Source organism: Flavobacterium sp. KY-23415 (assembly GCF_055384985.1).
The window spans coordinates 680,911-697,298 of sequence record NZ_AP044001.1; the positions used below are offsets into that span (position 1 = coordinate 680,911).

The 16,388-nt window shown below is 29.6% G+C and carries 14 protein-coding genes; 1 reads left to right on the forward strand and 13 read right to left on the reverse strand.

Annotated features, from left to right (window positions below; genetic code table 11):
• The first annotated feature begins 2 nt into the window (after positions 1–2).
• Positions 3–1,856, forward strand: coding sequence for a hypothetical protein (locus ACZ49Z_RS03345; protein ID WP_464306780.1), 1,854 nt, complete (start codon positions 3–5; stop codon positions 1,854–1,856).
• A gap of 83 nt (positions 1,857–1,939) precedes the next feature.
• Here ACZ49Z_RS03345 and ACZ49Z_RS03350 read toward each other — a convergent pair whose 3' ends face one another.
• The 13 genes from ACZ49Z_RS03350 to ACZ49Z_RS03410 form a co-directional block, all read right to left on the reverse strand.
• The gene (locus tag ACZ49Z_RS03350; protein WP_464306781.1) at positions 1,940–2,722 is read right to left on the reverse strand and encodes a hypothetical protein; all 783 of its coding nucleotides are present in this window, start codon (positions 2,720–2,722) and stop codon (positions 1,940–1,942) included.
• A 598-nt stretch (positions 2,723–3,320) separates the two neighbouring features.
• Positions 3,321–3,812: a hypothetical protein gene (locus tag ACZ49Z_RS03355; protein ID WP_464306782.1), complete on the reverse strand. Its 492-nt coding sequence runs from the start codon at positions 3,810–3,812 to the stop codon at positions 3,321–3,323.
• Positions 3,813–3,814: 2 nt separating this feature from the next.
• On the reverse strand, positions 3,815–4,636 hold the full coding sequence (locus ACZ49Z_RS03360; RefSeq protein ID WP_464306783.1) for a hypothetical protein: 822 nt from the start codon (positions 4,634–4,636) through the stop codon (positions 3,815–3,817).
• 35 nt (positions 4,637–4,671) lie between these two features.
• Positions 4,672–5,445: a hypothetical protein gene (locus ACZ49Z_RS03365; protein ID WP_464306784.1), complete on the reverse strand. Its 774-nt coding sequence runs from the start codon at positions 5,443–5,445 to the stop codon at positions 4,672–4,674.
• Between the two features lie 6 nt (positions 5,446–5,451).
• Positions 5,452–6,135 carry a hypothetical protein gene (locus ACZ49Z_RS03370; RefSeq protein WP_464306785.1) on the reverse strand — a complete coding sequence of 228 codons (684 nt, stop codon included), beginning with the start codon at positions 6,133–6,135 and terminating at the stop codon, positions 5,452–5,454.
• Between the two features lie 16 nt (positions 6,136–6,151).
• Positions 6,152–8,929 carry an OmpA family protein gene (locus tag ACZ49Z_RS03375; protein WP_464306786.1) on the reverse strand — a complete coding sequence of 926 codons (2,778 nt, stop codon included), beginning with the start codon at positions 8,927–8,929 and terminating at the stop codon, positions 6,152–6,154.
• A 1-nt stretch (position 8,930) separates the two neighbouring features.
• On the reverse strand, positions 8,931–9,431 hold the full coding sequence (locus ACZ49Z_RS03380; RefSeq protein ID WP_464306787.1) for a DUF4280 domain-containing protein: 501 nt from the start codon (positions 9,429–9,431) through the stop codon (positions 8,931–8,933).
• Between the two features lie 74 nt (positions 9,432–9,505).
• Complete coding sequence (locus ACZ49Z_RS03385) at positions 9,506–10,561, reverse strand: hypothetical protein (protein ID WP_464306788.1); 1,056 nt, start codon at positions 10,559–10,561, stop codon at positions 9,506–9,508.
• A 133-nt stretch (positions 10,562–10,694) separates the two neighbouring features.
• Positions 10,695–11,756: a DUF2931 family protein gene (locus ACZ49Z_RS03390; RefSeq protein ID WP_464306789.1), complete on the reverse strand. Its 1,062-nt coding sequence runs from the start codon at positions 11,754–11,756 to the stop codon at positions 10,695–10,697.
• A gap of 85 nt (positions 11,757–11,841) precedes the next feature.
• The gene (locus ACZ49Z_RS03395) at positions 11,842–13,281 is read right to left on the reverse strand and encodes a T6SS phospholipase effector Tle1-like catalytic domain-containing protein (protein ID WP_464306790.1); all 1,440 of its coding nucleotides are present in this window, start codon (positions 13,279–13,281) and stop codon (positions 11,842–11,844) included.
• Between the two features lie 31 nt (positions 13,282–13,312).
• On the reverse strand, positions 13,313–14,263 hold the full coding sequence (locus ACZ49Z_RS03400; RefSeq protein ID WP_464306791.1) for a DUF2931 family protein: 951 nt from the start codon (positions 14,261–14,263) through the stop codon (positions 13,313–13,315).
• A 67-nt stretch (positions 14,264–14,330) separates the two neighbouring features.
• Entirely contained in the window at positions 14,331–14,504 is a 174-nt protein-coding gene (locus ACZ49Z_RS03405; RefSeq protein ID WP_464306792.1) for a hypothetical protein, read from the reverse strand.
• A gap of 2 nt (positions 14,505–14,506) precedes the next feature.
• Positions 14,507–16,345: a type VI secretion system Vgr family protein gene (locus tag ACZ49Z_RS03410; RefSeq protein ID WP_464306793.1), complete on the reverse strand. Its 1,839-nt coding sequence runs from the start codon at positions 16,343–16,345 to the stop codon at positions 14,507–14,509.
• Between the last annotated feature and the right edge of the window lie 43 nt (positions 16,346–16,388).

The following is a 16,388-nucleotide window of genomic DNA, read 5'->3' on the forward strand; positions in this document are numbered from 1 at the left end:
AAATGAACCCATTATCAAAAAATCAGATTAAAGATAGAATGTTGAAGCGTGCTGCCAAAAAATGGGGGTACAATGATGTTGAACTAGAGAATGTATTTGATCCCATTGTTAACCTACTTTTTGATGTTTGTGCAAAAGAACTTGAAAAAATATCTAATGAAATTTTTTCAAGTAGGAGAAGAATGACCGAAAGACTTGTAGATATTTTAACTCCAACAGCTTCTGCAAAAGCAACTCCAGCACGAGGAATTTTGAAAGCTTATCCTGTTGAGAATGAAACTTCTTTACATGATTATCATCAATTTTTTTATCAAAAAAAACAAGTTAACCCATACAATCCAGTTGAAAGTGTTATTAAAAACTTTCATTTTGGTTCTACTATTCCTGTTAAATTAAATCGGAACAAAATTTCTTATGTAATTCTTCCCAATGGAGTACATCAGGTCATAAAAGATCAGTTTAAAGAAATTATTTCGAATAAAGATTACTTAAAAAAGACACCCCATGGAACCATTTGGATTGCTTTAAAACATGAAGGAGAAGGAATCATTGAAGATTTAATGTTTTATTTTTATCTTAAAAACATTGAGGATCGTTCTAAATTTTTCCATTTTTTACCTCGGGCAAAATGGTATTTGAATGAGCAATTGTTAACTGCAAAGGAAGGCTATAATTGTGATGATGCCATTCAAAATACAGTTTATGATTTAAAGCAACACGACATTTATCATATTCAAAAAATTGAAGAACACACAAATGATTTCTACAAGAAGAACTTCATTACTATTAAAGATAAAATAACAATAGATAAAGACAGTTATAATTTTCCAAAAGAATTTGATACTTTATTTTCTGAAAAAGATCTTGAAAAAATTAAAATAGAGAAAGATATACTTTGGTTGCGTTTGGATTTCCCAAATGTTATTGGTCCAGATGTTTTATCAAACCTTTTTTGTTCTAATAATTGTTTCCCTGTAATTAATAAAAAACTAAATGAAACTCAAGGTAACATTAAAGAGTTCCTAGATATTTATCCTTTAAAATTAAATGATGATTATTTTCTAGAACTTTTTTCTGTAATGAACGACAGAAATAAGGAATTTGATGTTATTTCGAACAATGCTGAACCAGAAGATGAAAATTTTGCTTATTTACGTTTTGGTGGTGTAGCTCGTTTTGACGAACGTAATGCCGCTGAAGAAATTAATTATTTAATTGATTTAATTAGAGATGAGGCTGCTGCTTTTTCAAGGCTTGGGCAAGATTTTACAGATAATAATTTAAAAGAAATTAATCAGATTATTGCGCGTTTTAAATCTAAAATGTCACAAATTGGCATGCAAAACCTCAACAATCCTTATCTAGTTTTGAACACTAAAAAAACAAAAGAGAAAGGAACTCTTTTTATTAAATATTGGACAACAAACGGAGAGGAAGCCAATAAAATTAGTACGTTTAGTAAGCTCAACGTCTTTAAAGGTGCAGATTTTGAGAAAGACTCAATTACACTTATTTCTGCTACACAAGGAGGAAGAGATGAGCTTACCAATTCTGAGAAAATTTATGCCTACAGAGAAAATTTAATTTCTAGTCAACGTGTTGTGACTCGACAAGATATTATTATTCTATGCAAAAACCATTATGGCGATGCCATTGAAACTATAGAGGTTAAAAATGGAATACAAACAGGTTTGGATAGCAATATTGGCTATACACCTACTATCGATATTTGCCTTACTCGTTCATATAAAGAAATCTATAATGATGAAGAATGGCACTTTCTTAGTGAAGATTTAAAACTTATGATTGAAAAAAGGGCATTAAATATTGTTCCTTTTAGAATTCTTTATGTTTAACCCAAATTAGTAACTTATGTTAGACTATAAAGGCCTTAAGTTTAAAACACTTAAAGCCTTTGTAATCTTTTTATTGTTTATTCCTACCCTTTTAGTGTTATATTAATTTTCTCTATATAACGGATTTCTTCATTAATTAAAAATTGGAATAAAGCCGATTTTCTTTTTATTTTCTTTTCTACATTGTCAAAATGAGATTCTGCGTGTAGTTTTACCGTTTGATCCTCCCATCGGATTCCTCTTTTAATATGTGGTTTCAAAAGGTCTATAATATTGTGCGTTAGTCTTTGATAGGAATCAAAAGAAATAATAACATCCTTAGATCCTGGGTTTAAGATTGTTGTTCTCCCTATGCAAGGTATTTGCCCTATTGCTTTAATATTCCATTTTAAGGTTGTTCCAATATCGGGTAGATTAACATTGTCTATTGGAGGGTTGAAAAAAAACAAATTCCAATAGGGTTCTTTAAATTTCGCTTTAGTAAATACTTCTCGGTCTTTAATTATATTATAGTAATATTCTTTTACATCTTTAGCTTTGTCAAAATAATCGAATTTTTCAATCAATTCTTGTGCTCTACTATCCCATTCTTCAAGCCATTTTTCATGTTCAAAAATTTCGACGAAATGTCCTTTATAATCCGTTTTGATTTTTATAGGGTAGTTCAATGTCTCCAACTCCTCTACTATTCTTAAAAAAGCATTTTCTTGAATAGGAATTGTGTGAATTTTTTCTTTATTTATAATATAGATACGTTCGTCTTCTGTTTTACTAAATAAAGAAAAATCAATGTTAAATCTAGTTTTTGTTTCTTTCTGAAAGCCATTCATTAAAATGGTAGTTTCTTCTATAATTTCAAAAATCATACACTTGTTTTAAATTCATTAGGTTTACTTGTTTGCTTGTTTGTTTGTTTTAATAGTAAATTATTTATATCTCAAATATAAGAAAAGATTCACTTTTTATACAATTAGATTTATTAAAAAACAAGCACAATTATATGATTTATAAGTTTTGAATATTTTAGAAAAGGAACAATTTCTTTTAACTAAATTTACTCAATATGTGGCTTAACCAATTGTATTCTTTTTTTTGTAGATATATCAACACCCATTTTATATCTAGATAAACTTGAATATCTATTTTTTTTATCAAAAGCACAAGTATGAAGGCAAATTCAGAAATAAGCCAGTGAAACCTATATACTTTAATGAAATAGAGTTTCATGTATAAGTTTTCAAATATCCAATGGAAAGTGTAGTTTAAATTTGTTTTTAATGTTTGATAAAGTACCCTTCAAATTGTCTCAAGAAAACGGCAAACCCTGTTTTTAAATTTTTTTGCTCAAAAAATGGGGTTAAATTCAGAAGTAAGAAGGCTGTAAGCCTTTATTTTATTGATAAATTTTATTTGTTAATGTGCCTATGAAGTTTTGTCTGTTGTATTGATATGCTTTTATAATTTTTAAAATACTATTAATTTACTTTCAGGTAAATATTCACTATAATGTGTATTTTGTTCTAAACCTTTATAAGGTTTTGTGTAGCATAATTTTATATGTTTATCACTTTCTATCCATAAATTTTCAATGCCAAAGTCATTGGCTATAGTTTTTTTTGGTGTTTTATACAAACTATTTAACTTATCAAAATATTTAATTGAATTTGCTATGCCTGTTTCCCAAATTGTAAAACCAACTATTGTTTGATCTACTGAAAAAACAAAAGCTTCTAATCCAACAATTAAGTCGTGTTTATAACTACTATTTTCAAGTATAATATATGAAAAATCGCTATTCCCTTCTTTTTTTAAACTTAGATTTGTTAAAACAGTATCTTTCTTGCCTAATAAAGAAGTTAACGATAATTCTTCGTTTGAACAAGAAATTAAATTAGGTAATACTATTAAACCAGTTGCAACGGTAACGGTTTGTTGTATAAATTTACGCCTTTTCATAACTATATTATACTAAATCCTTTTTCTTTACTCCTCATATGTAACTTTATTTCCAGTTCAATATTCCCTTGTTTTTCAATATCTGGACTTTTAAATTGTAAGGGCTGACTTCCATCTAACTTTATAAGTCTTACAAGCTTACCATATCCCATAATTTCTAACTTTAATTCGCTTTCTATAAGTGGTTCTACTTCTAAATTTTGATTAAAAAGTTTTAAAGCACCCTCCATAAAACTTTTTTTTCGCTCTTCACTAAAATAAAATGCTTCTTCTTGTAATTTCATTTTTTCTTTTGAGAGATCTAAAAATTTTGTTGCATTGTGTTCTCTTAAAATGGCATGAACTTCTCTATAAAATGTAAGTACTTCTTTTAAAAGTTCTTTTTTTTCTATTTTAGATAAATCTACTGAATTTTGCCATCCATCTAAAACAAAAGGAAGTTCTACCTCAATCTCGGTAGTAATTTCAAAATAAGGATAATTAATATTTTCACTTAATCCATCCCAAGAGGATTCTATTTTAGGGTGGAATTTTGCTCTTGTTTTTTTCCACTTATCTAAATCAGCTTCCGCTAAATAAAAATCAATAAACAATGTTTCTTCTTCAGATATCACTTTTTTACCATACCTTGGGTACATTTTGCCAACGACTTTACATTTACCTGATTGTAACAATACGTGATTTATTTCACTATCACCACTCAATCCTCCTTCTGTAGTTTCTTTTCCATACCATTCTACTACTGGTACATCGTTAACATATATAGAGCCAGAACAATATAAATGTGGATAAACACTATATAATGGTTTAATAAATTTTTCCATTTTTTATTATTTACTTAATTTGTAATATAATACAATTAAATAACTTCAAATTCTGCTTTCCCTTTTGGAATGTAAAAGGTAATGTCAAGCATCAATTCTTCTTGGGTATTTTCATTCAATAAATAAAGAGCAGATTCTCCATTTGGTTTTTTAAAACTAGCAACTTTTCCATGACCACAAATATGTAAAATACTATTAGAATCAACTGGCATTATTTTAAAACCATTTTTAAAATCATCAATTAATTCACTGGTTCTAGACAATGCTTCTTCTTTTGACAAATACATCGATTTGACCATATTTTCTTCTCTTTTGGCAATTGCTTTTACAAAAGAATCGTAATTTTTACTTTTTATAAAATCTGATATATCAGCATAAACTTTAAAAAGTTTTTTATTTATGTCTTTTACATCTTTCAAGTTTTCACCTTTTTCCCAAGCATTCAACTCGTAAGGAACTTCAGCGAAAAAAGTACTATTATAATTAATCACTGGTAAAATTTTATCCTCTTCGACTTTTTGTGATTGATAAGCTCCAAACATTTCTTTAAAAATAAAATCGTTTGTTACATCAAATAGCTTTATATCAAATTTTAATTCAGCTTTAGTATCTATTCTTGACTCACCTAGTAACGGTAAAATGGAAACAGAAATAGTTTGTTCACCACTTTTTAGGATAGCATAGTTTATAGGAATGGTAGTAGCAACTTGTCCTTCTATGTTCATTATAATAACTGGATAATCATTTACTCTTATCTCAAACATACATGCAGAAGCACTGAAATCTAAGGTATAATATGGTTGTTGCATTTTATGTTATTTTAATGACTGATTTATATCTTGATAACCTAAACCACCAATGAAATCGACCCATTCTTTTTGTTTTTTTAACACAAATAAATTTGATTTATACTCAACATTATCGTTATAAGTAATCTGTGTAAAAAAATAATAAATTAAATTTTCATTTGACCAAATCCTTACTTTTTCATCAAATCTTATATTAGTTTGTTTCATTTCTCCATCAATAATGTCAGACACATTTCCAGATTTTTGATTTTGAAAAATTGTTTTCCCAAATTCAGAGTTCAATTTTTCTTCTAGGCTTTCAGTTTCTTGATTAGAAAATATATTTACTTGATACATTTTAACAATACTATCTTCTTCACTGTAATGAAAGATAACGTTATTATTTTGATTGTTATTTTTACCGCTTAAGGCTATTTTATCAAAGATTAAAACTTTTGATGATGTTGATTCAAATTTTTGATTAGTAAAAAGAGTAAAAGCATCTGTTTCCTCATTATTTTTAAAAGTCAAATCAACTGTTTTCAAAACATCTTTTATATTTTCGTCAAGCTTAATATTAATTAAGTCAAAAGGAACTTGAACTTGATTGTTTAATACTTTTTCTTGTTGTTCATTCACTTTATCTTTCTTTTGGGAATTACATGATTGTATTATAATTGATACTAAACAAATTATTATAGTTTTTAACATTTTCATTATTATAAATTTATTTAATTAAAGAGATTTTAGAATTTATTCCTGATACTTTTTCAAGTTTTTCGATAACATCAAATGGTTCAAATAATGTTTTATCAAATTTATAATCAACTAAATTTTTGCTGTGATCACTTTTAAAAATTCCTTTTTTTATAGATAAACCAACTTTAGCTTTTAAAACTCCAGTAACTTTTAATCCATCAAATTTTAGCTTTGGTTGATAATAAACATCTGGAACATTTGATTTTTTTTCATAATATAAGCCATGACCAAAAGTAACCGATGCAGAACCTTTAGCAGATGCTTCGGCTTCTACATAAGCTTCTCCAATAACGATAACTATTGCTCCGCGAACTTCAATACCTGCCTTTAATTCGACTTTTAATATTGTATCTAATTTTGCTTCTCCTTTGGCATTATCAGAATTTGTATTGATTGTGAACACAGAAGAACCATTTATTGTTCCTTTGATTTCTAAATCAAAATACATTTTAAATACGAATGCATGGTCATCATCGGCAAGCCAATCTCTAACTTCGTTAAAAATTTGTTTAGCTGCTATATTCCCAGCTCCTCCTGTTACAACACCAACTCCTACTTGAACTATCCCATCTAATAAGTCAATATTTATAGCCAATTCTATTAAAGGTTCAGCCTTAAAATAAAACTCCATTTTTGTCCCTAGTTCTGGCAATTTTATTTTATTTTTCTCTCCTCTTTCAAGTTGCCATTCGGCACCTAAACAAAAATTTGGTGGATTAATAAAAATTTTAAAAGGTAAGGCCTTTCCTAATCTGCTACTTGCTAATTTCCCTTTAGTTTGTCCTGTAACTCCTTTTGAAAATTCTTTTATTGATTCGAATATCTTATAAAATTGTTTTATTTTCTCTTCGTACTTTAAAGTAGCGTCAAAATGTGAGCTATATCTGTCATCAGATATGCTGTTCCAATTTGCATCAAGCAAAACTCCGAAATCAATTTCAGTTTGCTTCCATCTTTTTTCTGCACCTATTTTGCCTGCTTTACTTTTCATTTCTTTATCTCTTTCAGGAGATAATTTTTGCCATTTAACACTAAGTTTATTACTTAAATTGAGAAAAAAATCAAATTTCCATTTAATATCAGGATAAGCTTTAATCAAAATAGTCGAATTTTTATTTTCAGAAAAGTATCGACAAGAATGAATAAAAACATTGTACTCTTCGGCAGAATCTACACCCTTACCTGTAGCTCCTTCAATCAAATTCCATTTTGGCCATATATATTGTAATGGTGCTACGTTCCAAGTTGATAATGCGGAATGTATAGGAAAGCTTATGTGTTCTCCTTGCTTTATCAATGGGGTTTTATATTCCGTAGAAGTTATTTTTACTTCTTTTTTGTGTTTATCTTTATCTCTAAAACAAGCATTGGTTTGAAAACCAGTTATATCAATTAATAAGTCTTTATCTTTGCTTGGTGCAATGGTTTCAAACTCTATTGTTTTTGCTGTATGACCAAAATATTTAAAACTTATATCAACTCTCCTTGCTTCTATATATTCTTTTTCGTCTTTATATTTTAAATTATCTCCTTCACTATGATTATCTGTTGCTTTGATTTCTCCTTTTCCTGTTGAAACTATTCTACGAGTATCTAATTTCCCGTCCGCAAAGAATTTTTTAACAGCATCACTTCTTTTCTGAGAAAGGGTTTTATTATATTCCATTTTCCCAATTACACATGCATAACCATTAATAGTTATAATGGAATGTTCGTGTTCTAAAAGGAAACTTAATGTATTTTGCAACTTTTCGCTTCCATCTTTAGTAATTACATCACTATCAAAATTAAAAAAAATGGTTTTTGATATTTCATTTTGTTGATTTACAGGATTCACTAACCCAGTTCCGTTATCAAAAATCTTTACTTTATTTTGTGATACTTTTCCATCTTTTGTTTCTGTTTCTGTAATAGAAATGGTTTCAAATTTACAAGGTTCATAACGCTCTGCTTTAGCACTAGGTTCACCTGTTTTTAAAGGTGTATTATTTACTGGTGGTTTTGGAGTATTAGCAACTAATTTATTTTTAATTCTCAAAAAACGACCATGCTCGTCGTCACTCTTTCCATCTAAGATATACTGCCCTGTTACCTGATCTTTGACTTTTATATAGAACTTTTCTTCCTCTTGGATATTACTTACTTTTCCTTGCCAAACCGCTGTGTTTCTAATTTCTAAGTTAACTTCTCCATCAGCCACTTTTACGTTTGTATAGGTAAAAATTAACTTATCGCTTCTGAGTTTTTGAATATTATATATTTCAATAATTACTTTATCTCCATTTAAGCCTTCAGTATCTAAATTGAGATGTATATCGTTACCATAGAAAATTGGTGTTTGTCTCCTATCTGGACCATCAACGGAAGAACACCATTTACTAGCAATTATTTTTTTACTACACAAACCGTTTACATATAATCCTGTGAAATTAGGATCCGTTTTACCCGACAAACTTGCTTCTAAATAATAACTGTAGGAACCACAAAGTTTAGAAGGCATCTTTACACTAAACGATTTATTACCTGGTATTTGCCTTTTGTGTATAATAATATTTCGATCATGTTCTTGCCACAACCAGCTTATATTTTTTGTTTTATCTTCAGGCTTTGTCCCTGTATGCCATTCACTCACTGCAAACCAAACTTCTTTATCTGCTGGAATAACAATTCTAGAAGAGAAATCGGAACGTGATTGATACACAGCTCCTTTACCTGTCCATTTTATTTTTTTTACTCCTCTTGCCATTTTAATTTGAATTGAATTCTAGATTTTCATGCTTTAAGGGCTCTTTTCCAACTTTCTTTATATTCACCATAGGGTTCAACTGACTATGCACGTCTTCGTTGGCATTTTTAGCATTCTGAGAAGAACCTTCTGTCTTTTGCCCGTGTTTAGTTATGGAAATACAATCTGGACCACCAATAGGGCAAGTGGCTTTACTATCTTCTAAAAGTATTTTTCCTTGATTAGACATTACCACCTTTTCATAGAAACCGCTCCACTTTGTTATTACGGCTTTGCAAGGTAAATAATCGCTACTTGTGGGCTGTAGTTTGCATTTACCAAAGGTGTTTTTTTCTAAAGTTTGACCAATTTCCTTATCGGTTGCAATGAGTTTTTTAGATGCGTCTTTATCATTTGCATAGTCCTTGGTTTGTGATAAAACTTTTAGTTTATCTTTTTTAGGTTCTACGCTAAACTTACATTGGCATTCTGCTCCTTGTACCACAATATGTTTTTCGCTCATTTGATTTGTTTGTTTGTAACCCTTAAATATACAAAATTGCAATATTTTATCTACTACTATTTTGCACCCCAATTTTATATTACAGACACAACTACTTGTATCTTTTTTTCTTCTTTTAATACTATGGAACCTTCCAAATATAAAGATTCTATCAATTTGGATTTCTCATTTAAAAAATATAACGTTCTAATTTCTCCCTTTGCCTTGTCATACTCAGGATATAACATTCCAAAATATGGAATATTCATTTCATTTTGTAAGTCGGATTTTGATCTTCTATCTTCTAAAATTCCATTTTGCTCGATTCGTATTAAATTTTGTTCGTCTAAATATTCATCTATTTTTTGTTCTACCTTATATTCTACTGCTTTACAATTTGTTAGTATTGGAAATGATATTGTTGTTTCAAACTTAAATTTATGAGTATAATAAACATAAATAGCATTAAAATAACTATTTAAAAACCAATCTTTCTCTAAAGCTCTCAACAATTGATTTTCTTCTTCCAAAACCACTTCATTTAATGCAAGGTATTGCTGTACCCATTTTCCTTCATACTCCTCTAAAATCTTTTCTTTAACTACTTTCCATCGTTTTGCGATTGTTGAATAATTATTTATTGCTATCCATCTTCCTTCTTGACTAACTATTACTTCTAAGGGATAAAGTACTTTATTCGTTTTTTCTGCCAATTCATCGGCTATATTAGAAGCTTCTTCGTCATTAATATATGTCTGAGAAATTCTATCTATTTCAATTATAAAATCGTTATTATTGGTTTTTCCTTTATAAGACAAACTGATTTCGAATTTCAATGTATTTTTTTGTTCACCTTCGGTGATTGTGTACATTACTCCATAATTGATTTTATTTTGAAACGGTTTTAGTTCTAATTTGTATGGTTCTGAAAATGATACTTTAGGTATTAACGATAATTTTTCTTCATTATACTCAGGATATATGAATAATTCTTTCAAATGATTTGGAAGTTCAATGCCAACATAATCGGTATCTTTACAAAAAACATTATGAAAACCTTTTACTTCGTGAGTTGTTTTCTCTAATTGTAATGCGATACTTTCCAAAGTATCCCCTTTTTTTATTTTGTATTTTTTATATTTAGGTTTCAATTTTCAGTCTTTATAAACATATAATTCAATTTTATTACTCTACTTTTTCTTTATTAGTATTTCATCATTACCCTATTTTTAGTGCTTTCCATAACTCTTATAATAAATTAACTACGAAATAATTATTCGCAAATTATCTTACGTACCAAAATGTTACTTCATTCATTTGAAATTGCTTATCCTCTTGTTTTATTATAAAATGAATTTTATTTTCTACAAGTTTAAATATTAAATCAATGGGTTTAAGCGGGTCTAATTCTTGCATTTTTATGTAAAATTTTTCTTCTCTAAAATCTCTAGGAAATAATAACCCCTCTCCTCCTTTATAATTTGCTAATAAATAACTTTTACTTTCTGTAAAAAACAACCAAGCTTTATGATTAACTCCTTTATTATCTTCTAAATTAACATCAATTTTAAATGGTAAAGGGCGCATTTTATATTCATCTTTTAAAATATTTGGATTAGATTTATATACTCTTTCTCCTTCATTGTTTATTAATCTAGTGCTTATATCTAAAAATTTATAATCTTTTGGAAAATCAAAAACATATCTCCAATTATATTTTTTATTATAGTCGTCCCACTTTGAATAAGGTAAAGTTTTTGTTAAAATTTGATTTTTCACATATTCTTTAAACCCATCTTCCATATAATCATTTATTTTTTCTTCTCTTGTACCATATTCATAATAATTACTCCAAATGACATCCTTCTTTTCTGTTGCTTTATAAATACCTATAATTTTTTGTTCACTATCAGATTCACCAGAAATAGAAACAGTAACTTGCCCTCCTAAAGTTATAATTACCGATAAATAATTAAATTTTTGCCCGTTATTATTTTGTTCTTCGCTTTTTTGTTTAAAATAGTTTACTAATTCCTCATAAGGCAAAATAAAACTCCCTTCAAAAAATTTATTTTCTGTGAGAGAGAAATATAATATTTCAAGTTTGTTTGGCACCTTTTCATAACCGTCTCCACTTACTGTTCCAGTTTTATAACCTACTATACCATCATTAACAAATAACACTGGTAAATAATCTCCATCTGGAGAAAGGAAATGACATCTTTGAGTGTGCATATAATAATCTTCATCGTGATAAGCACCTACATCTATTTTATATTCCATATTTATATCTTGACATGCAATTAAATTACTAAATAAAGTTATACAGGCTATAATTTTTTTCATATGTTTAAATTTGTTAGTAATAAGCATTAGCATCGCTTTTTTACATTCTCTGTTAATTTAATTAAGAAGTTAAATGCGATCACAACTAACCATTTACAATTTTTCTTACATTATTTATTCTTGGTGAATGCCCTAATTTATTTGTTGCTGACCAATGTATATAGCTATTGATAAGTATTTTCTCATTTATAAAATCAAGAAAACTCTTATATGACTTCTCTTCTCCAGATTCTGCATTCTTAGCATATTCTTTTAGTTTTTCATGTACATAAGCTAAAATATGTTGGGATGAACCAGCAGTTTGTGGTATCTTAAATTCATTTTTCAATGATGAAAAATTTATTTTTGTACCCGTTTCCATAGAATATTCACACATGAAATAAAGTGGAATGTAACTATATTGCTTGTATACAAAACGTTTACCTTTATATGCTAAAGTATAAGCTCCTGTAACAAACTCAAATGTAATTTCATCACTTTTATACCACCCTGCACCTATCAAATCTTTTTTATAAAATTCTTTCCTTTCCTCAAATTCTGGTTTTGTATTTCCATATACTCCTATATATTTCATATCAGAAGCTAATGGTTTAATATAATGCATTTGAATTTCCTCTGCACTTTCATAACACCCACCTATATCCGCATGAGCCCCAGGAAAAGTGAGTTCTAAGCCTCTACTACCGCAACTTTTGATATTAGTAAGATTGAAATTTTTTCTCCATTCATGTCCAGCCGCAATTTGCACAACTCTTTTTACTGAACCATGTGAAATAGATGATAAATTAATTTCAGAAATATCAACTTTATCTGTAGTATCATCTTCAAAATTTAGCCCATAGGACGAAACTGTATCGTACAATCCTACAAATCTAATTTTAAACAAATTAATAGTTACATTTTTTTGTTTTAAAAGCATTCCTAAATGTCCTCTAGCTGGCAAATCTTTTTCATTTACTTGATAACCATCTAAATCTTCATAAATTTCTCCAAAATCAGTGTAAATAACATTAGCCGAATATTTCTGTCTTGTGAGTTCATGTACAAATGCTCTAGCAGCAGCTGCACCACGGCTAAAGCCAAAAACATCAATAATTAAGTCTAAAGTAACATCATTTCTAACTTTTTCAGAAAGTTTTTCACATCCTTTTCTAATTTTAGCTCTTATCCCCGTACTACCTGTACCAGTTGTATAACCTCTAACAGTATCGGTTTCACCATCTTCTGTACCAATACCCTCTATATAAAATTTATTTACCTCTTTACAAACTTGATATTTCCTAGCCACATTAGAATAATCATTTAAATAGCTATCTTTGTCCCAACCCCAAGGATCATCTGCTACAGCAATTTTATCATAAGGTTTATCTAATTTCTTTTTCTCTTTTTCTTTTCTAATATAACTATTTCTCAAATTATTTAGTGTTCCATCAAAAAAGAAACTTGCTACAATTTCTTGTTTTTGACCACTATTCTCAGTTATTTCAGGTGGTGAATAGTCACTAAAACTTATATTTATTGACATAGGCTTATTTTTTAAATTACAATTTAACAGATTACTCTATTATCGTTTTAAAATTTTTTATTGCTATTTCTTTGTCGCTACTTTTCAACAATAGATTCACTTTTGAATTTTCTTCTATTTTAATTATTAAATCAATTTTTTCGGAATCTGTAAAGTTATCATAGGCTCTAATTATTTCCTCTTCATTAAAATTTTCTAGCCAACAATCTGCAACTTTTTTATTATGTTCATCAATCCAACTAAATGAAATTGATTTTATAATTGCTCTTTTTTGATAATCAATTGCAATACCGTTTGTATTAGAACCATCTAATTCTATTTCACCGTTATATGTGTGAAGAACAAACGCATTAATTTTATTAGCATTAGGCAATACTATTAAGGGTTTCCAGAAATATTTTTTTCTAAAAACATCATAAATATCTATAGCAGGATAAGTCTTTTGTTTAATCCTATCAATAGTATTAAACTTTTCATTTAAATCAGACAAAACGATGTCGTTATACTCCTTTTCAAACACATAACCATTCTCTATTTTTGAAACATCTAAATGCATGTCTTCCGTTGCAACAAAATGTGCTACTTCTACTTGTTTTGCTCCGCCTTGTAACCAAAGTACAGCCAATCCATTTGGAGACAACCCAACAACGATAGTAGTATATGTCATCTTTTTATTTGTTGAATGATCCACAAAACCCTCTTCAAACATTTTTTGAATTTGCTCCTTCGGAAGCTTCCATCTTCCTATAAAGTTTTTTTGGTTTACATAGGAATGCCAAGCTATATTTAAACTATCAGGAATATTTTTAAGGTCTGGACCCATAATAACAGAAGCAGCATAGTTTCCCCATCCTGTGTTAATGTCTCCAAAACCAGTGAAAGACTGTTGATAATCTTTTGCTATTATAGCACCTTCATAAACTTGTACTGGATACTCCTCAGGGGCTGATAATGTTGCCGACCAATCAAATTTTTGTTCCATTTTAATATTTTGACATGAAATAGTGAATATGTTTGATACTAGGATGATGAATAACAATTGTAGAAACTTATCCTTTATTACCATCTGATACTATTTTTTTATTTGAAATTAAATTTAAGTTTCCGCTTTTAGCTTCTGTATTAAATTTATTAGTAAGTTTTTCCAACTTTCCTCCAACTACTAAATTATAATCTGTCACCACAGTAATATGTATATTTTTTGCTTTTTTATGAATTGCCATAATTAAAATAATTTAGATTTTTCTGCACTATTAAACTCGACAGTTTTTCCACTTTGAAGCGTCATGTTTTCTTTTTCACTAAAAATAGAAACTTCTGACGCTATTTCATTTGAAATATCTGCTTGACGCATAAAATCTTTATCTACTATTTCAGTACGTTTATCTGATGATTCCTTAATATCTCCTGTTGCACTTTGTATAATATCTGTTCCCGCAACTGTTGTAATGTTTTCGTTAGCAGAATTATCAATATTTGCACCTGCACTTACTGAGATGTTCTTTCCAGCTGAAATACTTATATTTTCTCCTGCTGCTAAGGAAAAGTTTTTAGTTGCATTCACACTAATATTACCCTTTCCGTCCATCATCCACGTGTTTCCACTTGGATCTTCTATAAAAACACTTCCTGCTGCATCGTTCATGATTATTTTTGTCCCGCTTCTGGTTTGTATTACTTTGTTGTCATTCCCCGAAGTGGCATAGGCACTTGATGCGTTACCATTATACATGGCTCCAAGCACAAAAGGTTTTTCGGCATTGCCTGCTTCAAAACCTACTAATACTTCTTCACCAATTTCGGGAATGAAATACATTCCTTTTCCGCCTCCTGCATGTGGGTTCACCATGCGAATCCAAGGGGTGTTCCCGTCTTGCCAAGCAAATGTTACTTGCACTCGGCCTAAGCCCGCAGGGTCATTATTGTCTGTAACAACAGCAGGTTGGGTATCGGCGGTTGGGTGATTGTGTACATTACCATAGGGTGGTGCCAAAACACTCTCCGGAACTGCTTGAAAACTATTATGATAGGAACCCGATTCTTCACAAACATGTGTAATATCGGTAATTATATAGTTTCCAAAATTTTGTTCTTGCAAGCCATCTAATAGATTTCCTGTCATTGAAAAAGCAGGTTCTTGAATGGAAACAACATCTCCAATTCGCAAGCCTGTTTCATCACTATCTCCTTTTGCAGTAACTAAGTCTGCTGCACGCGATTGCAATTGTGTGGTTACTCTATCTATTAAATGAGTTCGTGCACTTCCCTCTTCAATAGGGTGTGTATAAAGCATGGTGGCATGGTCTGGAAAAAGCTTTTTCGACCTTTCATACATCACTTTTGCATAGCCCTCGGGTTGGTAATTTATTTCGGTTGCATTGGCTTTTTGTGTTTCTGCATTACTAGCATCATAACCCACATATTCAAAACCAAGTGGTTTGGTGCGCATTTCGATATTGAAACTGTGCAAGGAGCGACCATATTCTAAGGTGAAATTTTTAGATTTGGGTTGTCCAAAAACCAATTCTTCACCATTGTGATAAAACCATTGTCCTTTTTTTTGTGCCAATCTTGCCAAGAAACCAAAATCGCTTTCTCTATATTGCACTATATAGGGTAGGGTTGTATCGTTTTTTATAGTAACTGCGGGTTGTATTTCTCTTTGCGGATAATTGCCTGTTACTTTTTTTATAATATCTGACAGTGAATTGTCTGAAAAAGATTGTGTTTTGGGTGTACCTTCCATGGCAATGGTTGGGCTATAACCATTAATGATAATACCTCCAGCAGCACCCGAAGTTCGTATCATTTGTGCTTCTGTAATGATTCCGTGAAACAGTAGCGGTGAAGTGGTTCTTAGACTGGAAGGTGCTATTTCTATTTTTATGTTTTGACCAATGTAGCTTTGTGATTTATCTAGCGCTTGACTCACAAATTCTTTTGGTAAGGGTTGTAGGATTGAAAAAGTATGATGTGTGTGTACTTTTTGGTGAATCACCAATTTAGAAAATCGTGTAAGAGTTTCATCTCCTATTTTAATACTGATAGTTGTACTTATTGCCATAACTTCGTTTATTTGTTTTGTTTTAGAAGCTTACAAATTATTT

Bases quoted from the DNA above. Each gene is read 5' to 3' on its own strand.
- ACZ49Z_RS03345 (WP_464306780.1), top strand. From the start codon at position 3: ATGAACCCATTATCAAAAAATCAGATTAAAGATAGAATGTTGAAGCGT.
- ACZ49Z_RS03350 (WP_464306781.1), bottom strand. From the start codon at position 2,722: ATGATTTTTGAAATTATAGAAGAAACTACCATTTTAATGAATGGCTTT.
- ACZ49Z_RS03355 (WP_464306782.1), bottom strand. From the start codon at position 3,812: ATGAAAAGGCGTAAATTTATACAACAAACCGTTACCGTTGCAACTGGT.
- ACZ49Z_RS03360 (WP_464306783.1), bottom strand. From the start codon at position 4,636: ATGGAAAAATTTATTAAACCATTATATAGTGTTTATCCACATTTATAT.
- ACZ49Z_RS03365 (WP_464306784.1), bottom strand. From the start codon at position 5,445: ATGCAACAACCATATTATACCTTAGATTTCAGTGCTTCTGCATGTATG.
- ACZ49Z_RS03370 (WP_464306785.1), bottom strand. From the start codon at position 6,135: ATGTTAAAAACTATAATAATTTGTTTAGTATCAATTATAATACAATCA.
- ACZ49Z_RS03375 (WP_464306786.1), bottom strand. From the start codon at position 8,929: ATGGCAAGAGGAGTAAAAAAAATAAAATGGACAGGTAAAGGAGCTGTG.
- ACZ49Z_RS03380 (WP_464306787.1), bottom strand. From the start codon at position 9,431: ATGAGCGAAAAACATATTGTGGTACAAGGAGCAGAATGCCAATGTAAG.
- ACZ49Z_RS03390 (WP_464306789.1), bottom strand. From the start codon at position 11,756: ATGAAAAAAATTATAGCCTGTATAACTTTATTTAGTAATTTAATTGCA.
- ACZ49Z_RS03395 (WP_464306790.1), bottom strand. From the start codon at position 13,281: ATGTCAATAAATATAAGTTTTAGTGACTATTCACCACCTGAAATAACT.
- ACZ49Z_RS03400 (WP_464306791.1), bottom strand. From the start codon at position 14,263: ATGGAACAAAAATTTGATTGGTCGGCAACATTATCAGCCCCTGAGGAG.
- ACZ49Z_RS03405 (WP_464306792.1), bottom strand. From the start codon at position 14,504: ATGGCAATTCATAAAAAAGCAAAAAATATACATATTACTGTGGTGACA.
- ACZ49Z_RS03410 (WP_464306793.1), bottom strand. From the start codon at position 16,345: ATGGCAATAAGTACAACTATCAGTATTAAAATAGGAGATGAAACTCTT.